Origin of the sequence: Pseudomonas sp. MM227 (assembly GCF_947090715.1) — a bacterium.
GTDB lineage: Bacteria > Pseudomonadota > Gammaproteobacteria > Pseudomonadales > Pseudomonadaceae > Aquipseudomonas > Aquipseudomonas baltica.
On sequence record NZ_OX352319.1, the window covers coordinates 1,510,040 to 1,535,878 of the forward strand.

Here is a 25,839-nt window from a genome sequence, read left to right on the forward strand (position 1 = left end):
GCCCATGTCGCGCAACCGCCTGATCTACGTGATGGACCCGATGTGCTCCTGGTGCTGGGGTTTCGCGCCCGTGGCCCAGGCCCTGATCGATCAGGCCGAGGCGGCAGGGGTCAAGACCCATATCGTGGTGGGCGGGCTGCGCAGCGGCGGCGCGGCGCTGGAGCCGACCACCCGCGATTACATCATCGAGCACTGGCATGCGGTGCACGAGGCCAGCGGCCAGGCCTTCGAGTTCGAGGGCGCACTGCCGGCAGGCTTCGTCTACGACACCGAGCCGGCTTGCCGAGCGATCGTGGCGGTGCGCGAACTGGCCCCCGATCTGGCCTGGCCGTTGGTCAAGCTGATCCAGCAGGCGTTCTACACCCTGCGCCTGGATGTGACCCAGCCGGTGCAGTTGGCTGCCCTGGCCGAACAGGCCGGTGTGCCGCGCATCGAGTTCGTCGAGGCGTTCGACAGCGATCGCAGGGTACAAACCACCCAGGCCGATTTCGCCTGGGCGCAGGGGCTGGGCATCGCCGGCTTTCCGACCTTGCTCGCCGAGCGCAATGGCCAGCTGGCTTTGCTGACCAATGGTTACCGACCGTTGGCCGATCTTGCGCCGTTGTTGGCGCGCTGGCTGGAACGTGCTGCCGATGCATGAGCGACCGGGCCCCGTCGGGGTGGCAGGGTCGCAAACCACGCCCGTGGCAGACCGCCTGAGTTGGGGCGAGATACGCCGATTGGCATTGCAGCACAAGCGTACGCTGTGGACCGCCAATGGCGTCGCCGTACTCGCTACCTTGTGTAGCGTGCCGATACCCCTGCTGTTGCCGCTGCTGGTCGATGAGGTCTTGCTCGGGCATGCCGGCAGTGCCACGCGCTGGATGAGTCAGGTGTTGCCCGCCGCCTGGCAGATCCCCGTCGGCTTCATAGGGCTGATGCTGGTGATCAGTTTCACCCTGCGTTGTGGGTCATTGCTTTTCAACGTCGTGCAGGCGCGGCTGTTCGCCGGCCTGGCCAAGGACGTGGTGTATCGCCTGCGTCTGCGTCTCATCGAACGGCTCAAGCGCATCTCCCTCAGCGAATACGAAAGCCTGGGCAGCGGGACGGTCACTACCCATCTGGTCACCGACCTGGAAACCCTCGACAAATTCGTCGGCGAAACCCTGAGCCGCTTCCTGGTGGCGATGCTGACCCTGGCCGGCACCGCGGGCATCCTGATGTGGATGCACTGGAAGCTGGCGCTGCTCATCCTGCTGTTCAACCCCCTCGTGGTGTACGCCACGGTGGTGCTGGGCAAGCGCGTCAAACACTTGAAGAAGCTCGAGAACGACAGCACCGCGCGCTTCACCCAGGCGCTCGGCGAAACCCTGGACGCCATCCAGGAAGTCCGCGCCAGCAACCGTCAGGGTTATTTTCTGGGCCGCCTCGGCCTGCGCGCTCGCGAAGTGCGCGACTTTGCGGTCGCCTCGATGTGGAAGAGCGACGCGTCGGGCCGCGCCAGCGCGCTGCTGTTCCAGTTCGGCATCGATATCTTCCGCGCTGCAGCCATGCTCACGGTGCTGTTCTCCGACCTCAGCATTGGCCAGATGCTGGCAGTGTTCAGCTATCTCTGGTTCATGATCACCCCGGTCGAACAGCTGTTGAATCTGCAATACGCCTACTATGCTGCAGGTGGTGCGCTGAAGCGGATTAATGAATTGCTCGCTCGCGCCGATGAACCCAGGTATCCGGGCGGCAGCGATCCGTTCCGCGATCGCGAGACGGTGGGTATCGAGATCCGTGGCCTGACCTTCGCCTATGCCGAGGACAAGGTGCTGGACCGCCTGGACCTGAGCATCGCGCCCGGTGAAAAGGTCGCCATCGTCGGCGCCAGCGGGGGTGGCAAGAGCACGCTGGTGCAATTGCTGCTCGGGCTCTATACGCCACAGGCCGGGGAGGTGCGCTTTGGTGGCACGCTGCAGCAGGCGATGGGCCTGGAGACCCTGCGCGATAATGTCGCGGTGGTATTGCAACATCCATCGCTGTTCAACGATACGATTCGTGCCAACCTGACCATGGGGCGCACTGCCAGCGATCAGGCCTGCTGGAATGCACTGCAGATCGCCCAGTTGGACAGCACCGTGCGGGACATGCCCCACGGCCTGGACAGCATTGTCGGCCGGTCCGGCGTACGCCTTTCCGGGGGTCAGCGGCAGCGTCTGGCGATTGCTCGAATGGTGCTGGCCGAGCCCAAGGTGGTCATTCTCGACGAAGCCACCTCTGCGCTCGATGCCGCCACCGAGTACAACCTGCACCAGGCCCTCGCGCGTTTCCTGCGAGGGCGCACTACCTTGATCATTGCCCACCGGCTCTCTGCGGTGAAGCAGGCCGACCGCGTGCTGGTGTTCGACGGCGGCCGGATCGCCGAAGATGGCGATCACCAGCAGCTTATCGCCGAGGGCGGGCTGTATGCGCGTCTGTACGGTTATCTGCAACAGGTCTGAGTCCGCGGCTGGCGGCGCGCCCAGCCATGAAAAAAGATTCGGCACCGACGAAAACTGTGCCGGTCCTTTCCGAAACTAGCCTAGAGTGTGCCAGTGGTGATTGAAGTTCTGACTTGGACGTTGCCTGGATCGCTGAAGCAAGGAACCTCATGAAGCACACACAGACTCTCGATACACCGAGATTGCTGGGGATTGTCTGGCCATTCATCGCCGTCGTGGGGTTGATGGCAATGCTGGGTTGCATCAGCCTCTACGCACTGTCCGCGGTGCGCAGCTATGTCGCGGGCGAAAGCTTCTGGTCCAAGGGTCAGAAAGACGCGATCTACTACCTGAACCTGTATGCCGACAGCCGTGACGAGGAAGTCTTCCAGAAGTACCTGCGCGCCATCGCCATTCCCCAGGGCGGTCATCAGCTGCGCCTCGCCCTCGACCAGCCCGAGCCCGATCTGGCGGCTGCACGGGCGGGCATCCTGAAGGGCAACAACCACCCTGACGACATGCAGAACATCATCTGGCTGTACCGTCACTTCAGCGATGTGAGCTACATGTCCAGAGCCATCGCGCACTGGAAGATCGGCGACACCTACCTGGTCGAACTCGACGCCCTGGCGCAGCAGATGCACGCGGCGCAGCAGGCCGGCACCGCCAGCGAGGCGGATATGGCGCGCTGGAAGCACCAGATCATGCTTATCAATGATGCGGTCACGCCTGCCGCGATGGCCTTCAGCGTGGCATTGGGCGAAGGCTCGCGCGCGGTGCAGTACCTGCTGGTGGTCAGCAACCTGCTGGTGGCACTGCTGTTGATCGTGTTGGCGCTGTGGCGCACGCGCAAGTTGCTCAACCAGCGCCATGCCTTCGCCTATGCCTTGCAACTGGAAAAGGACCGCGCCCAGGTAACTCTGGCGTCCATCGGCGATGGGGTGATCACTACCGATGTCGAGGGCGCGATCCTCTACATGAACCCGGCCGCCGAGCGACTGACCCACTGGAGCGCCGATCAGGCCGTGGGGCTGCCGCTGGCGGCGTTGTTCAACCTGCTCGACGAAAACGCCGAGAAGGACAGCTTCACCCTCATCGACCACATCGTCAGTGGCGACCTGCGCGGCGGCAGCGAACACGCCAAGCTGATCCAGCGCCTGGACGGCAGTACGGTCTCGGTGACGCTCGTCGGCGCGCCGATCCAGACCGACCAGCACATCAGCGGTACCGTGCTGGTGCTGCACGACATGACCCAGGAGCGGCAATACATCGCCAACCTGTCGTGGCAGGCCACGCACGATGCATTGACCGGGCTGGCCAACCGCCGCGAGTTCGAGTTCCGTCTCGAACAGGCGCTGGCCGCGCTGCAGCGTTATCCTGGCTGCCACTCACTGATGTTCCTCGACCTGGACCAGTTCAAACTGGTCAACGACACCTGCGGTCACGCGGCGGGCGACGAACTGCTTCGCCACATCTGCGCACTGCTGCAGTCCGGGCTGCGCGAGGGTGACACCCTGGCGCGCCTGGGCGGTGACGAGTTCGGCATCCTCATCGAGAACTGCTCGGCCGCCGAATCGGAGAAACTGGCCGAAACACTGCGCCACACCGTGCAGAACCTGCACTTCGTGTGGAAGGGGCGCCCGTTCGTCACCACCGTCAGCGTCGGCATGGTGCACCTGACCCAGGCGCCGATCACCCTCGAAGCCTCGATGCGCGCCGCCGACATGGCCTGCTACCTGGCCAAGGAGCGCGGCCGCAACCGCGTTCAGGTCTACCACGCCGCCGACAGCGAACTGACCGTGCGGGTCGACGAGATGGCGTGGGTCCAACGGTTGCACATGGCCCTGGAGGAAAACCGGTTCTGCCTGTACGCGCAGGAGATCGCCGCCCTGGGGATACAGGACGGCCCGCCGGGTGGGCACATCGAGATCCTCCTGCGCCTGAGCGATGAAACCGGCCGCATCATCATGCCCGAGGTGTTCATCCCGGCTGCCGAGCGCTACGGCCTGATGACCGCCCTGGACCGTTGGGTGGTGCAGAACGTATTCAAGGTGGTGCGCCAGACGCTCGACCAGCCCGACCAGGGGCCGTTGGCGGTGTGTGCGATCAACCTTTCCGGCATCAGCATCGGTGATGACGAGTTCCTCGAGTTCCTGCGTGAACAATTTCGCCTGCACGCCATTCCGGCCGAGCTGATATGTTTCGAGATTACCGAGACCAGCGCCATCGCAAATCTTGGCAGCGCGATCCGTTTTATCAATGAATTGAAGGGCTTGGGTTGTCACTTTGCACTCGACGACTTCTGCGCCGGTATGTCTTCGTTTGCCTATTTGAAACATTTACCTGTCGATTATTTGAAAATCGACGGCAGCTTCGTTAAAGATATGTTGGACGACCCGATCAATCGGGCGATGGTGGAAGTGATCAACCATATTGGCCACGTCATGGGCAAGCGCACCATTGCCGAGTTTGTCGAGACGCCTCTGATAGAACAGGCCTTGCTGGAAATTGGTGTGGACTACGCACAAGGATATTTGATCGAGCGACCGCAGGTTTTCACCTGTGACAGTCTGCGCCGTCACCTGGGCAGACTGCGGCCGTTGCGCTTTGGCGTTCCCGACACTTTCCGATAAGGGCAATTTGCCGCTGTTCTTCACTTAATTAAATGGAGGTTTGCCAGTGAACGATCCTTTTATTCGCCTGGGTCCGCTGATGGACGCAAAAAGTTATCCCGAGTGGGCACAGAAACTGATCGAAGACTGTGCGCCGAACAAGCGTCGGGTCGTCGAGCATGAGGTTTACGCGCGCATGCGCGACAACCAGCTGAGCTCGCGCACCATGCGTCATTACCTGATCGGCGGCTGGCCCGTGGTGGAGCAGTTTTCACTGTACATGGCGCAGAACCTGACCAAGACGCGTTTTGCCCGGCATCCGGGCGAGGACATGGCGCGGCGCTGGTTGATGCGCAACATTCGAGTCGAACTCAATCACGCCGATTATTGGGTGCATTGGAGCCAGGCGCATGGCGTCAGTCTCCAGGATCTCATCGCCCAGGACGTGCCGGCCGAGCTGCACGCGCTCAGCCATTGGTGCTGGCAGAGCTGTGCCACCGACTCGCTGGCGGTTGCCATGGCAGCCACCAACTATGCCATCGAGGGTGCAACCGGCGAGTGGTCGGCGGTGGTCTGCGCCGACGACACCTATGCCCAGGCGTTTCCCGAGCAGAACCGCAAGCGCGCCATGCGCTGGCTGAGCCTGCACGCCCAGTACGACGACGAGCATCCGTGGGAAGCTCTGGAGATCATCTGCACCCTGGTTGGCAACCATGCCACCGAACTGCAGCAGGCCGAGCTGCGCAACGCCATCTGCAAGAGCTACGACTTCATGTTCCTGTTCCTGGAACGCTGCATGGCGCTGGAGCTGCAGCGCACCACCACCCTGGACAAAAGGGTCGTGGCTTGAAACAGGCTAGGGGCATGACGCAGGACTAGCAGGATCGCCTCAGGCGGCACCACGGTTGCGCGACAGGCTGGCTGGCCGGTCGTTACAGCGGCGGGTGCCCGCCCTGAGGACACATTTCACTGGGCGTCCAACGCCCGGCCATTGACCCCGATACTGTCGGGTCCCATCAGGTACAGATACACCGGCATGATCTGTTCGGGCAACGGGTTGCGGCCAGGCTCCTCCGCCGGATAGGCCTGCGCGCGCATGGCCGTGCGCGTGGCACCGGGGTTGATGCTGTTGGAACGTACCGCGCTGACACCCTCCAGCTCGTCGGCGAGGGTCTGCATCAGGCCTTCGGTGGCGAACTTCGACACGCCGTAGGCGCCCCAGTGGGCGCGCCCCTTGCGACCGACACTGCTGGAGGTGAACGCCACCGAGCCATCTGCCGCCTGCTTGAGCAGAGGCAGCAGTGCGCGAGTGAGCATGAACGTGGCGTTCACGTTGACCTGCATCACCTGGACGAACTCTTCGTCGGGCAGCACGTCCAGTGGGGTGCGCGGGCCAATGATCGAGGCGTTGTGCAACAGGCCGTCGAGGCGGCCGAAGGTGGTCTCGATCATCTGTGCCAATTGCGCGTACTGTTCGCTTCGCGCGCTCTGCAGGTCGAAGGTGATGACCACCGGCTGGGCATGCCCGGCGGCTTCGATTTCGTCGTACACGGAGGTCAGGTTGGATTCGGTCTTGCCCAGCAGCAGCACGGTGGCGCCATGGGCGGCGAAGGTTTTCGCGGCGGCAGCGCCAATGCCACGGCCGGCACCGGTCACCAGGATGATGCGCCCGGCCAGCAGGTCGGGGCGGGCTGAGTAATCGAACATGGAAACTCCTGGAAAGTAGTACGGTTCAGCAGCCGCAAAGGGCCTGGTCGAGCACGCGGCGCAGATCCGACGGGTGATCGACCACCACGTCGGCGCCCCAGTGATCCGGGTTGTCGTCGGGATGGATGTAGCCGTAGCGCACTGCGGCGGTCCTGGTCCCGGCATCGCGGCCCGACTCGATGTCGCGCAGATCATCACCGACGAACAGCACGCTGGCCGGGTCCAGGTCGAGTCTGCTGCAGGCCAGCAGCACGGGTTCGGGGTCCGGCTTGCTGCGCGTTACATGGTCGGGGCAGATCAGCACCGCCGAACGCTGTGCCAACCCCAGTTGCTGCATGATGGGCTCGGCGAAGCGCAACGGCTTGTTGGTCACCACGCCCCAGATCAGCTTGGCCTGCTCGATATCCGCGAGCAGTTGCGCCATGCCTTCGTAGAGATGGCTGTGGACCGCGCAGCCGTGTTGGTAGCGCTCGAGGAACTCCAGGCGCAAGGCTTCGAACTCAGCTGACTCGGGTGCCAGGTCGAACGACGCCTGGACCATGGCCTTGGCGCCACCGGAGATCACGTCGCGCACACGCTGCTGGTCGATTGGCGCCAGGCCGCGTTCGGCGCGCATGGCCTGGCAGATGGCGACGAAGTCCGGCGCGGTATCGAGCAGCGTGCCGTCCATATCGAAAAGTACCGCTCGAAGGCGCATGCTCATTCCTCGCGAAGGGTCTGGATCATGTAGTTGACGTCGACGTCCGAAGCCAGCTTGTAGTGCTTGGTGAGCGGGTTGTAGGTCAGGCCGGTGATGTCCTTGACGGTCAGTCCGGCCTCGCGGCTCCACGCGCCGAGCTCGGAAGGGCGGATGAATTTCTTGAAGTCGTGGGTGCCGCGCGGCAGCAGCTTCATGATGTACTCGGCGCCGATGATCGCGAACAGGTACGCCTTGGGGTTGCGGTTGATGGTCGAGAAGAACACCTGGCCGCCAGGCTTGACCATGCGGAAGCAGGCGCGGATCACCGACGAAGGGTCTGGCACGTGTTCGAGCATTTCCAGGCAGGTGACCACATCGAAGCGCTGCGGGCATTCGGCCGACAGGGCTTCGGCGGTGATCTGGCGGTATTCCACTTCCACCCCGGATTCCAGCTGGTGCAGGCGGGCAACCGCCAGCGGCGCCTCGCCCATGTCGATCCCGGTGACCTTGGCGCCGCGCAGGGCCATGGCCTCGCTCAGGATACCGCCGCCGCAACCTACATCCAGGACCTGCTTGCCCGCCAGGTTGACGCGCTCGTCGATCCAGTTGACGCGCAACGGATTGATGTCGTGCAGCGGCTTGAACTCGCTGTTGCGATCCCACCAGCGGTGCGCCAAGGCTTCGAACTTGGCGATTTCAGCGTGGTCGACGTTGCTCATTGGGTGTCCTCTAAACGATGTGATTCTTGAATTCTGTAGGGCCGGGCGGCGCAGTCGTCATCGCTCGGCGGCGATACGCTCGCCCCAGGCGCATGCCTTGTCACGCAGCAGTTGCTCGTCCAGGCGGGTCAGGCGACCTTCGTCGAGCAGTTGCCTGCCGGCGACCCAGACATGCCGGACACAATCGCGGCTACTGGCGTAGATCAGTTGCGACACCGGGTCGTAGACCGGCTGCTGAGCCAGTCTGGACAGATCGAACGACGCCAGGTCCGCAGCCTTGCCGACCTCCAGCGAGCCGATGTGCGTCTCCATGCCCAGGGCTCGGGCGCCATTGAGGGTGGCCATGCGCAGTGCGCGATGGGCATCCAATGCGGTCGCCGAACCGGTCACGGCCTTGGCCAGCAGCGCTGCGATGCGCGTGTCGCCGAGCAGGTCGAGGCTGTTGTTGCTCGCCGCCCCGTCGGTGCCCACGGCCACATTGACGCCGGCCTGCCAGAGCTTTTCCACCGGACAGAAGCCACTGGCCAGCTTGAGGTTGGACAGCGGACAGTGCACGACGTTGCTGTTGCTTTCCACCAGCAGCGCGAGGTCGGCGTCGTCTATCTGAGTCATGTGCACCGCCTGGAAGCGCGGCCCCAGCAGGCCGAGGCGGGCCAGCCTGGCCAGCGGACGCTCGCCGCTCTGTTGCAGGGCATCGTGCACTTCGCCTGCGGTTTCGTGAACATGCATGTGGATGGCGGCATCCATTTCGTCCGCCAGTACCCGGATCTTTTCCAGGTTCTCGTCGCTCACCGTATAGGGCGCATGGGGGCCGAAGGCAATGCTGACGCGTGGATGGTGCTTGAGGTCGTTGAACAGCTCGACACCCTTGTGCAGCGCCTCGTCGGCATCACGCGCGCCGGGAATGGGGAAGTTCAGCACCGGCACGGTGATCTGTGCGCGCATGCCACTGGCGTGCACGCGCTCGGCGGCCACTTCGGGAAAGAAATACATGTCGGAAAAGCAGGTGATGCCGCCTTGCAGTTGCTCGGCAATGGCCAGCTCGGTGCCGTCGCGGACGAACGCCTCGCTGACCCAGCGTGCCTCGGCGGGCCAGATGTGTCGTTCGAGCCAGGTCATCAGCGGCAGGTCGTCGGCCAGGCCGCGGAACAGCGTCATGGCCGCGTGCCCGTGGGCATTGACCAGCCCCGGAGCGAGCAGCTGGCCCGGCAGTTCGCGGGTTTCTCGCGCCTGCAGCCGGGCGGCTGCGCTGCGCGGGCCGATGAATGCGATCTGGCCGTCGCGGATACCCAGGGCATGGTCTTCGAGCACGACACCGGCGGGCTCGACCGGTACCAGCCAGGTGGGCAGTAGCAGCAGGTCCAGGGCGGTATCGACATCGGGCATGGCAAGTTCCGGGGCTTCGGCAGGTGATGGCGAAGTATACCCGAGCGTCTTGGACGGGGGCTCGCTATAATCGAGCGCTTTTGGTGTCTGAGTACGGAGTGGGGCATGCGTGATCGATTGTTGGCGGCGGAACGGGTCAAAGCCGTTGATTGGCGAGGTGACGCGTTGCACCTGCTCGACCAGCGCGCGCTGCCTGCGCAGCAGGTCTGGCGCCCCTGTATCGATGCACCCGGCGTGGCCGACGCGGTGCGCATCGGGGTCGTGGCCGGTGCCTCGGCCGTTGCCATCAGCGTTGCCTATGCGGTAGTGCTGGCGGCACGCCTGCACCGTGCGGCCGGGCCTGACTGGCGCACCGCGCTGGACGAGGACCTGCGCCTGCTGGCGGCGATCCGCCCGGCCACCGCCGATCTGTTCTGGGCGCTGGAGCGCATGCGCGAGCGCCTGGGCCGGGTGCGTGCCGGCGAGGACCCGCTGCCCGCGCTCGAGGCCGAAGCCTTGGCCATTCACGAAAGCGACCGCGAAGCCAACCTGACCATGGCTCAGTTGGGCGTGGAATTGATCCGTCGGCACCAGGGCAATCTGCAGACCGTGCTGACCCACGCCAATCCCGGTGCTCTGGCCAACGGCGGGTTCGGCACGGCGCTGGGGGTGGTGCGCGCCGCGTTCCACGACGGCATGCTCGAACGCGTCTATGTCGGCGAAACCCGGCCGGGCCTGCAAGGCTCGCGGCTGACCGCCTGGGAGCTGTCCAGCGAGGGCGTGCCGGTGACCGTGGCCGCCGACTCGGCAGCTGCGCACCTGATGAAAAGCAAGGGCATCACCTGGGTAATCGTCGGTGCCGAGCGGATCGCCGCCAACGGCGATATCACGGCCCGGATCGGCACCTACCAGCTGGCGGTCTGCGCGATGCACCACGGTGTTCGTTTCATGGTGGTAGCCACCAGTGCGGCGATCGACATGGCGCTGGAGAGCGGCGATGACATCCCCCTGCTCGAACGCGATGGCCGAGAACTTCTGGAAGTGTCCGGGACAGGCATCGGCGCGGATGTCGAAGCGTTCAATCCGGTCCACGACGTGACGCCGGCCGACCTGATCGACGTGATCGTCACTGAAAAGGGCATCGTCGAGCGGCCTGATACGGCCAAGCTGGCGCAGCTGATGTGTCGCCGGCGCCTGCATTGAGTTCGCCGCACCGACAAATCGGCCTTTTTCGATGCGGTGCTGGCCTAGCAGCGCCGCAGCGCCGTGTGAGAGGCTTGATCTCACCCGATCAAGGGTCCTGTCAGGGTTTAAGGGGATAGGTGTCTGACGGCGATTGTGCTACCATCCGGCGGTTTTCGGGGGTGCATCGCGGTGTCCCCCCAACGCCGCAGGTCCAAGGCGTAACTCGTTGATTTGTCGTAAGTCGCCGTTGGCATCGGCCAGCGGTGGCAAGCTTCGTTCTTCTCACAGGGAGGCAACGGAGTTTCACCAGAAAAAGGAATCAGGCTTCTCATGGGCGAACTGGCCAAAGAAATCCTCCCGGTCAATATCGAAGACGAGCTGAGACAGTCCTACCTCGACTACGCCATGAGCGTGATCGTCGGTCGTGCACTGCCTGATGCACGTGATGGCTTGAAGCCCGTGCATCGCCGCGTTCTGTTTGCGATGAGTGAGCTGGGCAACGATTGGAACAAACCCTACAAGAAATCGGCCCGTGTGGTCGGTGACGTGATCGGTAAGTATCACCCGCACGGTGATACCGCGGTCTACGACACCATCGTGCGCATGGCCCAGCCGTTCTCGCTGCGCTACCTGCTGGTCGATGGCCAGGGCAACTTCGGTTCCGTGGACGGCGACAACGCCGCCGCCATGCGCTACACCGAAGTGCGTATGACCAAGCTGGCCCACGAGCTGCTGGCCGACCTGCACAAGGAAACCGTCGACTGGGTGCCCAACTACGACGGCACCGAGTTGATCCCTGCGGTCATGCCGACGCGCATCCCCAACCTGCTGGTCAACGGTTCCAGCGGTATCGCCGTGGGCATGGCGACCAACATCCCGCCGCACAACCTGGGCGAGGTGCTCGACGGCTGCCTGGCGGTCATCGACAACCCGGACGTCACCATCGATGAACTGATGCAGTTCATTCCCGGGCCAGACTTCCCGACTGCCGCCATCATCAACGGTCGCCAGGGCATCATCGAGGCCTACCGCACCGGTCGTGGCCGGATCTACATGCGCGCCCGCTCCCATGTCGAGGATATCGACAAGGTCGGCGGTCGCCAGCAGATCGTCGTCACCGAGCTGCCGTACCAGTTGAACAAGGCCCGCCTGATCGAAAAGATTGCCGAGCTGGTGAAAGAGAAGAAACTCGAAGGCATCTCCGAGTTGCGCGACGAGTCCGACAAGGACGGCATGCGCATCGTCATCGAGCTGCGCCGCGGTGAAGTGCCGGAGGTGATCCTCAACAACCTCTACGCCCAGACCCAGCTGCAGGCCGTGTTCGGGATCAACATCGTTGCCCTGATCGACAACCGTCCGCGCATCCTAAACCTCAAGGACCTGCTCGAAGCCTTCGTTCGCCACCGCCGTGAAGTCGTTACCCGGCGCACCGTGTTCGAACTGCGCAAGGCGCGCGAGCGCGGCCACATTCTCGAAGGCCAGGCGGTTGCGCTGTCCAACATCGATCCGGTCATCGCCCTGATCAAGGCCTCGCCAACGCCGTCCGAGGCCAAGGAAGCGCTGATCAGCACGCCGTGGGAGTCCAGCGCCGTGGTGGCCATGGTCGAGCGTGCCGGTGCCGAGTCCTCGCGTCCGGAAAACCTCGATCCACAGTACGGCCTGCGCGACGGCAAGTATTTCCTGTCGCCGGAACAGGCCCAGGCCATCCTCGAGCTGCGCCTGCATCGCCTGACCGGTCTGGAGCACGAAAAGCTCCTGGCCGAGTACCAGGAGATCCTCAACCAGATCGCCGAGCTGATCCGCATCCTCAACAGCGCCGAGCGGCTGATGGAAGTGATCCGCGAGGAACTGGAACTGATCCGCTCCGAATATGGCGATGTGCGCCGGACCGAGATCCTCGATTCGCGCCTCGACCTGACGCTGGGCGACATGATCCCGGAAGAAGAGCGCGTGGTGACCATTTCCCACAGTGGTTACGCCAAAACCCAGCCGCTGTCGTCCTACCAGGCCCAGCGCCGGGGCGGCAAGGGCAAGTCGGCCACCGGCGTCAAGGACGAGGACTACATCTCGCACCTGCTGGTCGCCAACAGCCATGCCACGCTGCTGCTGTTTTCCAGCAAGGGCAAGGTGTACTGGCTCAAGACCTATGAAATTCCCGAGGCATCCCGTGCTGCGCGCGGCCGTCCGCTGGTCAACCTGCTGCCGCTGGATGATGGCGAGTACATCACCACCATGCTGCAGATCGACCTCGAGGCCCTGCAGGCCACCGCCGGCGCCGACGAAGACCTCGACGACGCCGACGATACCGTCCTCGAAGGCGAAATCGTCGAGGCCGAAGAAGTCGTCGAAGCCGTTGAAGGCGACGAGGGCGACACCCCCGAGCTGGTGGCCGAGCCTACCGGTGCCTATATCTTCATGGCGACCGCCTTCGGTACGGTCAAGAAGACGCCGTTGGCACAGTTCGCCCGTCCGCGCTCCAGCGGCTTGATCGCCTTGAAACTCAAGGAAGGCGACACTCTGATCGCCGCAGCCATCACCGACGGCGCCAAGGAAGTCATGCTGTTCTCCGACGCCGGCAAGGTGATCCGCTTCGCCGAAGGCGTGGTGCGGCAGATGGGCCGTGGTGCCCGCGGTATCCGCGGCATGCGCCTGGGCAAGGGCCAGCAGCTGATTTCCATGCTGATCCCCGAATCCGGCGCGCAGATTCTCACCGCCTCCGAACGCGGCTTCGGCAAGCGCACGCCGTTGAGCAAGTTCCCCCGTCGCGGCCGTGGCGGCCAGGGCGTGATCGCCATGGTCACCAAGGAGCGCAACGGCAAGCTGGTTGGCGCGATCCAGTCCCAGGAAGGTGAAGAGATCATGCTCATCTCCGACCAGGGCACGCTGGTGCGCACCCGTGTTGGCGAAGTCTCCAGCCTGGGCCGCAACACCCAGGGCGTGACTCTGATCAAGCTGGTCACCGACGAGAAGCTGGTGGGCCTGGAGCGAGTCCAGGAGCCATCGGAAGTCGAGGATGACGAGCTGGAAGAGGGTGTCGAAGGCGTTGAAAGCGCCGAAGGCGGCGATGCGGTCGATTCCGAAGTGGCCCAGGGTGATGTCGAGCCCGATGCCGCCGACGAAGCGCCCGAGGAGTAAGCTGTAGGGCAGGGGATTGGGCGGTGCGCCCTTCGCGGGCAGAGCCCGCTCCCACAAGTTCTCCGTTGCATCGGGAGCCTCGTGGGAGCGGTCAGCCGCCGCGAAGACAGCACTGCCGATCTTCCGGCGGACACACCCGGGCCAGGCCCGAATTCAAGCAGAGCGAGAGTGGATGTGAGCAATCGAGCCTTTAACTTCTGCGCAGGCCCCGCTGCGCTTCCCGAAGCTGTGCTGCAGCGCGCCCAGGCGGAAATGCTGAACTGGCGTGGCAAGGGCCTTTCGGTGATGGAGATGAGCCATCGCAGCGAGGACTACACCGCCATCGCCGAAAAGGCCGAACAAGACCTGCGCGACCTGCTTGGCGTCCCGTCCAACTACAAGGTCCTGTTCCTGCAGGGTGGCGCCAGCCAGCAGTTCGCCGAAATCCCCCTGAACCTGCTTCCCGAAAGCGGCACGGCGGACTACGTCGAAACCGGTATCTGGTCGAAGAAGGCCATCGAGGAAGCGCGTCGCTACGGCAACATCAATGTCGCTGCCAGCGCCAAGCCCTACGACTACCTGGCCATCCCCGGCCAGAACGAGTGGAAACTGACGCCCGGCGCGGCCTACGTCCACTACGCTTCCAATGAAACCATCGGTGGCCTGCAGTTCGACTGGGTGCCGCAGACCGGTGATACGCCACTGGTCGTCGACATGTCCTCGGACATTCTCTCGCGTCCCATCGACGTGTCCCAGTTCGGCTTGATCTATGCCGGCGCGCAGAAGAACATCGGCCCCAGCGGCCTGGTCGTGGTGATCGTGCGCGAAGATCTGCTGGGCAAGGCGCGCAGCGCCTGTCCGACCATGCTCGATTACCGGATCGCTGCCGACAACGGCTCGATGTACAACACGCCTGCGACCTACTCCTGGTACCTCTCGGGCCTGGTGTTCGAGTGGCTCAAGGAGCAGGGCGGCGTTGCGGCCATGGAAGCCCGCAACCGTGCCAAGAAAGACCGCCTGTACGGCTTCATTGATGCCAGCGATTTCTACAGCAACCCGATCTCGGTCAACGCCCGGTCCTGGATGAACGTGCCGTTCCGCCTGGCGGACGAGCGTCTGGACAAGGCATTCCTGGCCGGCGCCGATGCGCGCGGCTTGCTCAACCTCAAGGGTCACCGTTCGGTCGGTGGCATGCGCGCCTCCATCTACAACGCCCTGGGCCTTGACGCCATCGAAGCGCTGGTCGGCTACATGGCGGAGTTCGAAAAGGAAAACGGCTGATGTCCGAACATGAACTCAAGGCCTTGCGGGTACGCATCGACAGCCTCGACGAGAAGATTCTCGAGCTGATCAGCGACCGCGCCCGCTGTGCCGAAGAAGTCGCGCGGGTGAAGATGGCCGCGCTGGCCGAAGGCGAGGTGCCGGTGTTCTATCGGCCCGAACGCGAGGCGCAAGTGCTCAAGCGGGTCATGGAGCGCAACAAGGGGCCGCTGAGCAACGAGGAGATGGCGCGCCTGTTCCGCGAGGTCATGTCATCCTGCCTCGCGTTGGAGAACCCGCTCAAGGTCGCCTACCTGGGCCCCGAGGGCACCTTCACCCAGGCAGCTGCCATGAAGCACTTCGGCCACGCTGTGATCAGCAAGCCCATGGCGGCGATCGACGAAGTGTTCCGCGAGGTGGTTGCAGGTGCGGTCAACTTCGGCGTGGTGCCGGTGGAAAACTCCACCGAAGGCGCGGTGAACCACACCCTCGACAGCTTCCTCGAACACGACATGGTGATCTGCGGCGAAGTCGAACTGCGCATCCACCACCACCTGCTGATCGGCGACAACACCAAGACCGACAGCATCAGTCGCATCTATTCCCACGCACAGTCGCTGGCGCAATGCCGCAAGTGGCTGGACGCGCACTACCCGAACGTCGAGCGCATCGCGGTCGCCAGCAATGCCGAGGCGGCCAAGCGGGTCAAGGGCGAATGGAACTCGGCGGCCATCGCCGGCGACATGGCTGCCGGCCTGTATGGTCTGGAGCGCCTGGCCGAGAAGATCGAAGACCGTCCGGACAACGCCACACGGTTCCTCATCATCGGCAGCCAGGAAGTGCCGCCCACCGGCGACGACAAGACCTCGATCATCGTGTCCATGAGCAACCGGCCGGGTGCGTTGCACGAGCTGCTGGTGCCGTTTCACGACAACGGCATCGACCTTACCCGAATCGAGACACGGCCATCGCGCAGCGGCAAATGGACCTACGTGTTCTTCATCGACTTCATCGGCCATCACCGCGACCCGTTGATCAAGGGCGTGCTGGAGCAGATCAGTCAGGAAGCCGTGGCACTCAAGGTGCTGGGCTCATACCCCAAAGCGGTTCTTTAACAGAAGGGTTAGTACGCATGACCGATTTCCTTGCCCTGGCCCAGACCGGCGTTCAACAACTGTCCCCCTACGTTCCCGGCAAGCCGGTGGATGAGCTGGCCAGAGAGCTGAACCTGGATCCGGCCAACATCATCAAGTTGGCCAGCAACGAGAACCCGTTGGGTGCAAGCCCCAAGACCCGTGCCGCGATCGAACGCGAACTGGCCGAGCTCACACGCTACCCCGACGGCAACGGCTTCGACCTCAAGACCCTGCTGGCGCAGCAGTGTCGCGTACAGCTGGACCAGGTGACCCTGGGCAACGGCTCCAACGACATTCTCGAACTGGTCGCCCGAGCCTACCTGGCACCGGGCTTGAACGCGGTGTTCAGCGAGCACGCCTTTGCCGTCTATCCATTGGTCGTGCAGGCCGTGAATGCCGGTGCGCGGGTCATCCCGGCCAGGCAGTTCGGCCATGACCTGCCGGCGATGCTGGCAGCGATCGACGACAAGACCCGCGTGGTGTTCCTGGCCAACCCGAACAACCCGACCGGTACCTGGTTCGGCCCGCAGGCGCTGGAAGACTTCCTCGCCGCGGTCCCGCCCAGCGTGGTCGTGGTGCTCGACGAGGCCTATATCGAGTACGCCGTCGGTGGCGAGCTGCCCGACGGCCTCGACTACCTGGCGCGCTACCCGAACCTGCTGGTCTCGCGCACCTTTTCCAAGGCTTATGGCCTGGCTGGGCTGCGGGTAGGCTATGGCTTGTCGTCGCCGGTCATTGCCGATGTGCTCAATCGTGTCCGCCAGCCGTTCAACGTGAACAGCCTGGCATTGGCTGCCGCCTGCGCCGCGCTGACGGACACCGACTACCTGCAGCGCAGCCGCGAACTCAACAGTGCCGGCATGCAGCAGCTGGAGGCGGGGTTCGCCGAGCTGGGCCTGGACTGGATTCCTTCCAAGGGCAATTTCATTGCCGTGGACGTGGGTCGCGTTGCCGGGCCGGTATATCAGGGGCTGCTGCGCGAAGGGGTGATCGTGCGCCCGGTGGCCGGCTACGGCATGCCCAACCACTTGCGCGTGACCATCGGCCTGGCCACGGAAAACAGCCGTTTCCTGGAGGCGTTGCGCCTGGTGCTGGCCCGTGTCTGAGTTCACGCAATTGCAACCGGGCGCTGCCAGAATAGGCCGCCTGGTGGTTGTGGGGCTGGGACTGATCGGCGGCTCGTTCGCCAAGGGCATCAAGCAAAGTGGCTTGGCCGACGAAGTGGTGGGGGTCGATCTCGATTCGCGCGCCTGCCTGCGGGCCGTCGAGTTGGGCGTGGTCGACCGCTGCGAAAGCGAGCTGGCCCGTGCCTGTGTCGGCGCCGACGTGATCCAGTTGGCGGTGCCGATCCTGGGCATGGAAAAACTGCTGGCGGCCCTGGCCCGGCTTGACCTGGGCCGAGCCGTGATCACCGATGTCGGCAGCGCCAAGGGCAATGTGATACGGGCCTTTCGCGACGCTTTTGGCGGGGACCTGTCACGCTTCGTTCCGGGCCATCCGATCGCCGGTTCAGAGCAGAGCGGGGTAGAGGCGGCCAATGCCGGGCTGTTCAAGCGGCACAAGGTGATCCTCACGCCGTTGGCCGAAACCGCGCCCGATGCGTTGCAACGCGTCGATGGCCTGTGGCGCGCCCTGGGTGCGGACGTCGAGCACATGGAGGTCGAGCGTCACGACGAGGTGCTTGCCGCCACCAGTCACCTGCCGCACCTGCTGGCGTTCGGCCTGGTCGATTCGCTGGCCAAGCGCAGTGAAAACCTGGAAATCTTCCGCTACGCTGCGGGCGGTTTCCGTGATTTCACGAGGATCGCCGGCAGTGACCCGGTCATGTGGCACGACATCTTCCTCGCCAACCGCGAGGCTGTACTGCGCACACTCGATACATTTCGCAGCGATCTCGACGCCCTGCGCGACGCGGTCGATGCAGGGGATGGGCATCACCTGCTGGGCGTGTTCACACGCGCCAAGGTGGCCCGCGAGCATTTCAGTAAAATCCTGGCCCGTCGGGCCTATGTGGACGCTATGAATTCCAACGACGACCTGATCTTCCTGGGCAAACCCGGTGGCAGCCTCAAGGGCCGCATTCGCGTACCGGGTGACAAATCCATTTCGCACCGCTCGATCATGCTCGGCTCCCTGGCCGAGGGCACTACCGAAGTCGAAGGCTTCCTCGAAGGCGAGGACGCCCTGGCGACCCTGCAGGCCTTCCGCGACATGGGCGTTGTCATCGAAGGTCCCAACCAGGGCCGGGTGACCATCCATGGTGTCGGTCTGCACGGCCTGCAGGCGCCGCCCGGGCCGATCTACCTGGGCAACTCCGGGACCTCGATGCGCCTGCTCGCCGGCATTCTTGCGGCGCAGAGCTTCGACACCACGTTGACCGGCGACGCCTCGCTGTCCAAGCGCCCGATGAACCGCGTGGCCAATCCACTGCGGGAAATGGGCGCGGTCATCGAGACGGCGGCCGAGGGTCGTCCGCCGATGGTGATCCGCGGCGGGCAGCGGCTCAAGGCGCTCGACTACACGCTGCCGATGGCCTCCGCACAGGTCAAATCCTGCCTGCTGCTGGCCGGATTGTGGGCCGAAGGCAAGACCACCACCACCGAGCCGGCACCGACCCGCGACCACACCGAGCGGATGCTGCGCGGCTTCGGTTATCCGGTCGAGGTCAATGGCCCGCAGGCGTCGGTCGAGTCCGGCCACACGCTGAAGGCGACCCACATCGAAGTGCCCGGCGATATCTCGTCTTCCGCATTCTTCCTGGTGGCCGCCTCGATCGCCGAAGGCTCGGACCTGACCCTGGAGCACGTGGGTATCAACCCGACGCGCACCGGTGTCATCGATATCCTGCGCCTGATGGGTGCCGACATCACCCTGGAAAACCAGCGTGAAGTGGGTGGCGAGCCGGTTGCCGACCTGCACGTGCGGGCGGCTCGACTCAAGGGTATCGAGATCCCCGAGGCGCTGGTCCCCCTGGCAATCGACGAGTTCCCGGTGCTGTTCGTGGCTGCGGCCTGCGCCGAAGGGCGCACCGTGCTGCGCGGCGCCGAAGAGCTGCGCGTCAAGGAATCCGACCGTATCCAGGTCATGGCCGACGGCCTGCTGGCGCTCGGTGTGAAATGCGAGCCGACCGCAGACGGCATCATCATCGACGGCGTCGGTCATGGGCTGCCGGCCATGGGCGGCGGCGAGGTCCACGGCCACGGCGATCACCGCATCGCCATGGCCTTCAGTGTTGCCTCGCTGCGCGCCAGTGCGCCGATCCGCATCCACGACTGCGCCAACGTCGCCACTTCGTTCCCCAACTTCCTCGGTCTCTGCGCCCAGGTGGGTATCAACGTGGCCGAAGAGGGCGCGTCGTGAACCAGGCGCCGGTCATCACCATCGACGGGCCAAGCGGTTCGGGCAAGGGCACCATCGCCGGTATCCTCGCCAAGCGCCTGGGCTGGAAGCTGCTCGATTCAGGCGCGCTGTATCGCTTGCTGGCCTACGCGGCACGCAACCATGGCGTCGATCTGAGCAACGAAGCGTCGCTGATGGTGATGGCAGCCCATCTCGATGTGCAGTTCATCGCCGCCGCCGACGGCCAGCCCCAGCGCATCGTGCTGGAAGGCGACGACGTCACCCGCGATATCCGCAACGAGCAGGTGGGTGCCGGCGCCTCCCAGGTCGCGGCCCTGCCGGCAGTGCGCGACGCGCTGTTGCAGCGCCAGCGGGCATTCCAGGAGTCGCCGGGCCTGGTGGCCGACGGTCGCGACATGGGCACGGTGGTGTTCCCCGAAGCGGCGTTGAAGGTGTTCCTCACCGCCAGCGCGGAGGAACGTGCGCGCAGGCGTTACTTGCAGTTGAAGGCAGCGGGCAACGATGTTAGTCTGTCGAGTCTGCTAGATGAGATACGTGCACGCGATGAGCGTGACACCCAGCGCGCAGTGGCCCCGCTCAAGCCGGCGGCCGATGCCATACAGCTGGATTCCACGGAGTTGTCCATCGAGCAGGTGTTGGAACGCATCATGAGCGAGATCGCACTACGCGACATCGCCGGGTGACGAAGAAGCCATACGGGAACCCAGTCAACATCCCGGTGGCTTTCTTTTACTTGAACGAAACCCACGTTGTCTGGAGCGTGGCTGATGGGCGTATGTTTCGCCCAAATCTACAGGAATTAAAATGAGCGAAAGCTTTGCAGAACTCTTTGAAGAAAGCCTAAAAACTCTCAATCTTCAGCCAGGCGCAATCATCACCGGTATCGTTGTCGATATCGACGGTGACTGGGTTACTGTCCACGCCGGCCTGAAGTCCGAGGGTGTCATCCCGCTCGAGCAGTTCTACAACGACGCTGGCGAACTGACCATCAAGGTCGGTGACGAAGTTCACGTTGCGCTGGACGCGGTAGAAGACGGCTTTGGCGAAACCAAGCTGTCCCGCGAAAAAGCCAAGCGTGCCGAGTGCTGGATCGTTCTGGAAGCAGCTTTCGCCGCCGAGGAAGTGGTCAAGGGCGTTATCAACGGTAAGGTTAAAGGCGGCTTCACTGTCGACGTTAACGGCATCCGTGCGTTCCTGCCTGGTTCCCTGGTCGATGTCCGCCCTGTGCGCGACACCACCCACCTGGAAGGTAAAGAGCTCGAATTCAAGGTCATCAAGCTGGACCAGAAGCGCAACAACGTTGTCGTTTCCCGTCGCAGTGTCCTGGAAGCCGAGAACTCCGCCGAGCGCGAAGCTCTGCTGGAATCCCTGCAGGAAGGTCAGCAAGTCAAGGGTATCGTCAAGAACCTCACGGATTACGGCGCATTCGTCGATCTGGGTGGCGTCGATGGCCTGCTGCACATCACCGACATGGCCTGGAAGCGCATCAAGCATCCATCGGAAATCGTCAACGTTGGCGACGAGATCGATGTCAAGGTCCTGAAGTACGACCGCGAGCGCAACCGTGTTTCCCTGGGCTTGAAGCAGCTGGGCGAAGATCCATGGGTTGCCATCAAGGCACGTTACCCAGAGAGCACCCGCGTCATGGCGCGCGTCACCAACCTGACCGACTACGGCTGCTTCGCAGAGCTGGAAGAAGGCGTGGAAGGCCTGGTACACGTTTCCGAAATGGACTGGACCAACAAGAACATCCACCCTTCGAAAGTCGTACAAGTCGGCGACGAAGTGGAAGTCATGGTTCTGGACATCGACGAAGAGCGTCGTCGTATCTCCCTGGGCATCAAGCAGTGCAAGTCGAACCCGTGGGAAGACTTCTCTGGCCAGTTCAACAAGGGTGACAAGATCTCCGGCACCATCAAGTCGATCACCGATTTCGGTATCTTCATTGGTCTGGACGGCGGCATCGACGGTCTGGTTCACCTGTCCGACATCTCCTGGAACGAAGTGGGCGAAGAAGCCGTACGTCGTTTCAAGAAGGGCGACGAGCTCGACACCGTCATCCTGTCGGTAGATCCAGAGCGCGAGCGCATCTCCCTGGGCATCAAGCAGCTGGAAGAAGATCCGTTCTCCGACTACGTGTCTGCCAATGACAAGGGCGCCATCGTTCGCGGTATCGTCAAGGAAGTCGACGCCAAGGGCGCTGTCATCACCCTGGCCGACGACATCGAAGCCACTTTGAAAGCTTCCGAAATCAGCCGTGACCGCGTTGAAGACGCGCGCAACGTTCTGAAGGAAGGCGAAGAAGTCGAAGCCAAGATCATCAGCGTCGACCGCAAGTCCCGCGTCATCCAACTGTCGATCAAATCGAAAGACGTTGAAGACGAGAAAGAAGCTATCCAGAGCCTGCGCGAGAAGCCAGCCACTTCGGATATCGCTGCCGGTCCGACCACTCTGGGCGACCTGCTGCGTGCTCAGATGGAAAAGCAGAACTAAGTTCTGTTTGACCTGTAGAAAAAGGGCGACTTCGGTCGCCCTTTTTTGTGCCTGCGATTCGTGCCGTGTCGAGAGTTGAACGCGGCGGGCGCCGAACTAACCCCGACCTCGGATGCTCAAAGGGATAAGTGAATACCCAAGGATCTCCAGGGATGAAAACCGTAGTAACCGCAGTGCTGTTCGTCGTAGTGGGTCTGACATCCGCATGCTCCACCACGTCGGTGGTCAAACGAGATTATCGGGGCATGCAGGCATTGCAGATCAATTGCAGTGGCCTGGGCTCGTCCTGGGGCAAGTGCTATGACAAAGCGCAGCATGCCTGCCGCGCGATGGGCTACAAAGTCCTGGCGAAGACTTCCGATATCAAGGAAGAGCCCGAAGACGGCTTCCTTGGCTGGAATCCGGGCATGGCCAGCCGAACCATGTTCGTGCGCTGCAACGGTCAAGGTTGAGTAGCCCTTGAAGTTGCTCCAGCTGACCTGCGGCTGGTAAATGACATACGAATGGTTACAAACTTTTCCGTCACGTCTCTGACACCCGCCTGAAGTAAATTAGTAATCGGCCATCTACTTGGATAGGGTAGGTGGTGTATTGCCAGTCATCGTTTTCGATTGAATTCCTGCTCCTTGAACCCGTGTCCCTCCCAGAAGTAGACAAGGCCCGAGTCATGAAATTTACCCTGCTCATCGCAGCATTGCTGCTGGTGACCGCCTGCGCCGCCACCTCCACGTCCCACGGCAAGCGCGGCAGTCGTGGATTGCACATCACCTGTTCCGGACTGACCTCGTCCTGGGCCCAGTGCGAGAAAGAGGCCGAATCGGCCTGCGGCCCTGCCGGTTACCGTACCCTCGCCAAGTCCAGTGACGTCAAGGAAGAACCGGACGACTATGTCTTCGGCCTCAACCCCGCGGGTTATTCCACGCGCAGCATGATCGTCAAGTGCCGCAAGAGCACTGCGTTCAAATAGGGCACGCACAACTCATTTTCAAGAAGTCAAGAGTCGGGCTGTTCAAATCTGTCAAGCCATGCTAAAACCTTCTAAGCACTGATCTAGCTGCTTGATAAAGAAGGGAAAAATATGACGAAGTCGGAATTGATCGAACGTATTGTCACCCATCAAGGTCTACTTTCATCCAAGGATGTGGAATTGGCCATCAAGACCATGCTCGAGCAAATGTCGCAGTGCCTGGCCACAGGTGACAGGATCGAGATACGTGGTTTCGGCAGCTTTTCCCTGCACTATCGCGCCCCTCGGGTCGGACGCAATCCCAAGACCGGGCAGTCGGTGAGCCTGGATGGCAAGTTCGTTCCGCATTTCAAGCCCGGCAAGGAATTGCGCGATCGGGTGAACGAAGACGAAGAGCTCGCTTGATCGACGTTGAAGGAGAAGGCTTTGCGTAATCTCAAGAAGTTGCTGCTGGTGCTGATTTTCCTGGCAGTCGCTGCTGTCGTGCTGGTGTTCGTACTGGAGAACCAACAGGCCGTTGCGTTGAGCGCTCTTGGTTGGTCCACCCCGTCGTTGCCAGTGTCTGTGTTCGTCTTGGCAGGCGTGCTGGCAGGCATGCTGATCGGGCCATTGTTCGGCTGGTATATCGCCCTGAGCAGCAAGCACCGTTGGCGCAAGCAGCTGCGCGCCAAGGCCCGGGCGGAGCAACGTGCAACCCTGGCCGCTGCATCCACCGATTCGAAAGCCACTGTTGCCGCACCCCAGCAGGCGGTGGTCAAGTAATACGTCCTGAGGGTTCCGTATCCACTGCGGAAACATCGCGTATTACCGCGTGTCCTGAGCGAACGGCATTTCCTGCGCCGTGCCAGCGCGTTCTGTTGCACAATAGCCGCAGACCGTTTTCCAGGACCCATAATGTCATTTCCATTCCGTTACGGGCGACACCTTCCAGGCGCCGTGCTGGTTCTTGCATGGCTCGGCCTGGCAGGGTGTTCCTCCCCCAAGACCGCCATCTACGAACATGAAAATTTTGCTGACTCAGGTACGTTTTCTCGAAACTACCCGGTCAGCGATATCGCCTCCTGTGAAGCCGCGCGTCGGGCATTGCTGAGCCAGGGCTACATCATCACCAGCAACGATCCGCGTCAGGTGAGTGGACACAAGAGCTTCCAGCAGACCGGCGAGAGTCATCTCGAGATCAGTTTCAACGTAGTCTGCGTCGCCGATGCCAACAGCGAGCACAGCTCCACGCTGTTCGCCAATGCGCTGCAGGATCGCTATGCGCTGAAGAAGGTCAACAACTCGGCAAGCGTAGGCGTGGGGGTGCTGGGTTCGGTCTCGATGCCGATCGGTTCCACCGACGATTCCATGGTCAAGGTGGCCAGTGAAACGGTGGCGTCGGACAAGTTCTACGACCGTTATTTCTCTCTGGTGGAGAGCTTCATGCCCGTGCAGGCGAAGAAGGTCGTATCGACCCCGCCTGTCAAGGATGAGCTGGGCATGCCGGACACTGCACCTGCGGCCCCCGCTGCATCTATAGCGCCTGCGACTGCGAAGCCAGTCGTGCCTGTAGCCGCGCCGCTGGTTCCGCCGACTCCGCCCGCTCAGGCGCAGCAGGCAGAGGTGGTGCCCGAGCAGGAGGCTTCGCAGCCTGTCGCGCCCCCGGCACAACCGGCCCCCATCGAAGTCATCGCGGTTCCCGAGGCCACCGAGGCCACCGAGGCGACCCCTGAGGCCGTACCGCAGGCGCCCTCTGTAGAGGCGCCCGTTTCGCAGCCCTGAGCGAGCGCTGGGGTCACTGACGGCTGGCGCGGCGGTACTCGCCGGGCGTCATTGCGCACCAGCGCTTGAAGGCGCGCTGAAAAGCCTCGGCCGATGTGAATCCCAGCAGGTAGGCTATTTCGCCGAATGCAAGTTCGGTGTCGCGGATGTAGGTCTGCGCCAAGTCACGGCGGGTGTCGTTGAGAATCGAGCGGAACTGCGTGCCCTCGTGGGTCAGCTTGCGCCGCAAGGTCCAGGCCGGCATCTTCAGGCAGGCAGCGATTTCGTCCAGCGTCGGCTCGCGTCCGCCGTTGAGCTGTGAACCCAGCAGTTGGGCGACCCGCTCGCCAACGGTGCGCACGCGCGTCAAACGCTCCAGTTCCTGTTCACACAGCTGCAACAAATGCTGCCAGGTGCTCGGGCAGTGCTCGGGGTTGCGCAGGTTCAGGCTGGCATGGGTCAGGCGCAGCTGGTTGTGCTCGCAGTTGAAGGCGGTATGGGCGGGGTAGTGTGCTGCATAGCCGGGCGGGTCGAACTCGATTTCCATCCGCTGTGCAATCACGTTCTGCCCGGCAAGTGCAGTCAGTTGCTGCAGCCAGCCGGTCAGCAGCGAGTCCACCACAAAACGGTTGTAGGCATTGTAGGGACTGATCGAATAGAACCGCAGCCAGGCGCCTTCGCGGTCTTCGTGAAAACTCGATTGCCCGCGATAGTTGGCGGCGTACAGGGGTTCGAAACGAATCAGCGTACGGGCTGCCTCGCGCACTGTCGGTGCCTGCGCGGCCGTGACGCCGGCCAGGCCTGCCTGGCTCAGGCGGCTTGCCTGGCCGATGCGCAGGCCCAGCGCGGGGTCGCCGGTAAGGGCGATCGCCGCATGGCCCAGGCGCATGTAGCGGGCGATGGTCAGTCGCGCTCCGGCGACGTTGAGCCGGCTTGGCTCCAACCCATACTTGGCCAACAGGGGCAGCGGGTCGTGGCCATGGCTGCGCACTGCCTGTGCCAGGCTCTGGGTGAAGCCGACCGACAGGTCGCCGAGTTTGATCCGCTGGCCGCTCACG

22 protein-coding genes are annotated in these 25,839 nt (G+C 63.2%); 17 read left to right on the forward strand and 5 right to left on the reverse strand.

All coding sequences use genetic code 11. The annotated features are described in order from the left end of the window. Positions 1–4: 4 nt before the first annotated feature. The 4 genes from ONG87_RS06930 (at position 5) to ONG87_RS06945 (ending at position 5,906) form a co-directional block, all read left to right on the forward strand. Positions 5–640, forward strand: a complete 636-nt coding sequence (locus ONG87_RS06930) for a DsbA family protein (protein ID WP_122479076.1) — start codon at positions 5–7, stop codon at positions 638–640. Then, on the forward strand, positions 633–2,465 hold the full coding sequence (locus ONG87_RS06935) for an ABC transporter ATP-binding protein (protein ID WP_264382497.1): 1,833 nt from the start codon (positions 633–635) through the stop codon (positions 2,463–2,465). The genes ONG87_RS06930 and ONG87_RS06935 overlap by 8 nt, the downstream gene beginning before the upstream one ends. A 149-nt stretch (positions 2,466–2,614) precedes the next feature. Then, positions 2,615–5,077, forward strand: a complete 2,463-nt coding sequence (locus ONG87_RS06940; protein ID WP_264382498.1) for an EAL domain-containing protein — start codon at positions 2,615–2,617, stop codon at positions 5,075–5,077. Positions 5,078–5,123: 46 nt separating this feature from the next. Continuing rightward, positions 5,124–5,906, forward strand: a complete 783-nt coding sequence (locus tag ONG87_RS06945) for a TenA family transcriptional regulator (protein WP_122479071.1) — start codon at positions 5,124–5,126, stop codon at positions 5,904–5,906. A gap of 116 nt (positions 5,907–6,022) precedes the next feature. On the opposite strand, the gene ONG87_RS06950 is transcribed toward ONG87_RS06945, so the two are convergent. Genes ONG87_RS06950 through ONG87_RS06965 form a run of 4 tightly spaced genes read right to left on the reverse strand, consistent with a single transcriptional unit; the run spans position 6,023 to position 9,547 of the window. Beyond that, positions 6,023–6,763, reverse strand: coding sequence for a YciK family oxidoreductase (locus ONG87_RS06950; protein ID WP_264382499.1), 741 nt, complete (start codon positions 6,761–6,763; stop codon positions 6,023–6,025). Between the two features lie 25 nt (positions 6,764–6,788). Next, positions 6,789–7,460, reverse strand: a complete 672-nt coding sequence (gene mupP, locus ONG87_RS06955) for an N-acetylmuramic acid 6-phosphate phosphatase MupP (RefSeq protein ID WP_264382500.1) — start codon at positions 7,458–7,460, stop codon at positions 6,789–6,791. Between the two features lie 2 nt (positions 7,461–7,462). After that, on the reverse strand, positions 7,463–8,161 hold the full coding sequence (gene ubiG / locus ONG87_RS06960; protein ID WP_122479065.1) for a bifunctional 2-polyprenyl-6-hydroxyphenol methylase/3-demethylubiquinol 3-O-methyltransferase UbiG: 699 nt from the start codon (positions 8,159–8,161) through the stop codon (positions 7,463–7,465). Between the two features lie 57 nt (positions 8,162–8,218). Continuing rightward, positions 8,219–9,547, reverse strand: a complete 1,329-nt coding sequence (locus tag ONG87_RS06965; protein WP_264382501.1) for a TRZ/ATZ family hydrolase — start codon at positions 9,545–9,547, stop codon at positions 8,219–8,221. A gap of 105 nt (positions 9,548–9,652) precedes the next feature. Between ONG87_RS06965 and mtnA the strand changes: the two genes are divergently transcribed. The 13 genes from mtnA (at position 9,653) to ONG87_RS07030 (ending at position 24,802) form a co-directional block, all read left to right on the forward strand. Then, a complete protein-coding gene (gene mtnA / locus ONG87_RS06970) occupies positions 9,653–10,729 on the forward strand; it encodes an S-methyl-5-thioribose-1-phosphate isomerase (RefSeq protein WP_264382502.1) in 1,077 nt (358 codons plus the stop codon). 312 nt (positions 10,730–11,041) lie between these two features. Beyond that, on the forward strand, positions 11,042–13,846 hold the full coding sequence (gene gyrA / locus ONG87_RS06975; protein ID WP_122479060.1) for a DNA gyrase subunit A: 2,805 nt from the start codon (positions 11,042–11,044) through the stop codon (positions 13,844–13,846). A gap of 174 nt (positions 13,847–14,020) precedes the next feature. Beyond that, the gene (gene serC / locus ONG87_RS06980) at positions 14,021–15,106 is read left to right on the forward strand and encodes a 3-phosphoserine/phosphohydroxythreonine transaminase (protein WP_122479705.1); all 1,086 of its coding nucleotides are present in this window, start codon (positions 14,021–14,023) and stop codon (positions 15,104–15,106) included. After that, entirely contained in the window at positions 15,106–16,200 is a 1,095-nt protein-coding gene (gene pheA / locus ONG87_RS06985; RefSeq protein WP_122479059.1) for a prephenate dehydratase, read from the forward strand. The genes serC and pheA overlap by 1 nt, the downstream gene beginning before the upstream one ends. Positions 16,201–16,217: 17 nt before the next feature. Then, a complete protein-coding gene (gene hisC / locus ONG87_RS06990) occupies positions 16,218–17,327 on the forward strand; it encodes a histidinol-phosphate transaminase (RefSeq protein WP_122479057.1) in 1,110 nt (369 codons plus the stop codon). 31 nt (positions 17,328–17,358) lie between these two features. Then, the gene (locus ONG87_RS06995; protein ID WP_122479704.1) at positions 17,359–19,581 is read left to right on the forward strand and encodes a bifunctional prephenate dehydrogenase/3-phosphoshikimate 1-carboxyvinyltransferase; all 2,223 of its coding nucleotides are present in this window, start codon (positions 17,359–17,361) and stop codon (positions 19,579–19,581) included. After that, entirely contained in the window at positions 19,578–20,264 is a 687-nt protein-coding gene (gene cmk / locus ONG87_RS07000; protein ID WP_122479056.1) for a (d)CMP kinase, read from the forward strand. Before ONG87_RS06995 ends, cmk begins: the two co-directional genes overlap by 4 nt. 121 nt (positions 20,265–20,385) lie before the next feature. Continuing rightward, on the forward strand, positions 20,386–22,074 hold the full coding sequence (rpsA, locus tag ONG87_RS07005) for a 30S ribosomal protein S1 (RefSeq protein WP_122479054.1): 1,689 nt from the start codon (positions 20,386–20,388) through the stop codon (positions 22,072–22,074). A 152-nt stretch (positions 22,075–22,226) separates the two neighbouring features. Further along, positions 22,227–22,526 (forward strand): hypothetical protein, encoded by a 300-nt coding sequence (locus tag ONG87_RS07010; RefSeq protein WP_122479053.1) that lies wholly within the window; start codon positions 22,227–22,229, stop codon positions 22,524–22,526. 215 nt (positions 22,527–22,741) lie between these two features. After that, positions 22,742–23,041 carry a hypothetical protein gene (locus ONG87_RS07015; RefSeq protein WP_122479051.1) on the forward strand — a complete coding sequence of 100 codons (300 nt, stop codon included), beginning with the start codon at positions 22,742–22,744 and terminating at the stop codon, positions 23,039–23,041. 111 nt (positions 23,042–23,152) lie between these two features. Then, positions 23,153–23,446 carry an integration host factor subunit beta gene (ihfB, locus tag ONG87_RS07020; protein WP_043187734.1) on the forward strand — a complete coding sequence of 98 codons (294 nt, stop codon included), beginning with the start codon at positions 23,153–23,155 and terminating at the stop codon, positions 23,444–23,446. A gap of 21 nt (positions 23,447–23,467) precedes the next feature. Next, on the forward strand, positions 23,468–23,803 hold the full coding sequence (locus ONG87_RS07025) for a lipopolysaccharide assembly protein LapA domain-containing protein (RefSeq protein WP_122479050.1): 336 nt from the start codon (positions 23,468–23,470) through the stop codon (positions 23,801–23,803). A gap of 132 nt (positions 23,804–23,935) precedes the next feature. Continuing rightward, positions 23,936–24,802, forward strand: coding sequence for a DUF2242 domain-containing protein (locus ONG87_RS07030; protein WP_264382503.1), 867 nt, complete (start codon positions 23,936–23,938; stop codon positions 24,800–24,802). A 13-nt stretch (positions 24,803–24,815) separates the two neighbouring features. Here ONG87_RS07030 and ONG87_RS07035 read toward each other — a convergent pair whose 3' ends face one another. Next, the gene (locus ONG87_RS07035; RefSeq protein ID WP_264382504.1) at positions 24,816–25,838 is read right to left on the reverse strand and encodes an AraC family transcriptional regulator; all 1,023 of its coding nucleotides are present in this window, start codon (positions 25,836–25,838) and stop codon (positions 24,816–24,818) included. Position 25,839 lies beyond the last annotated feature (1 nt).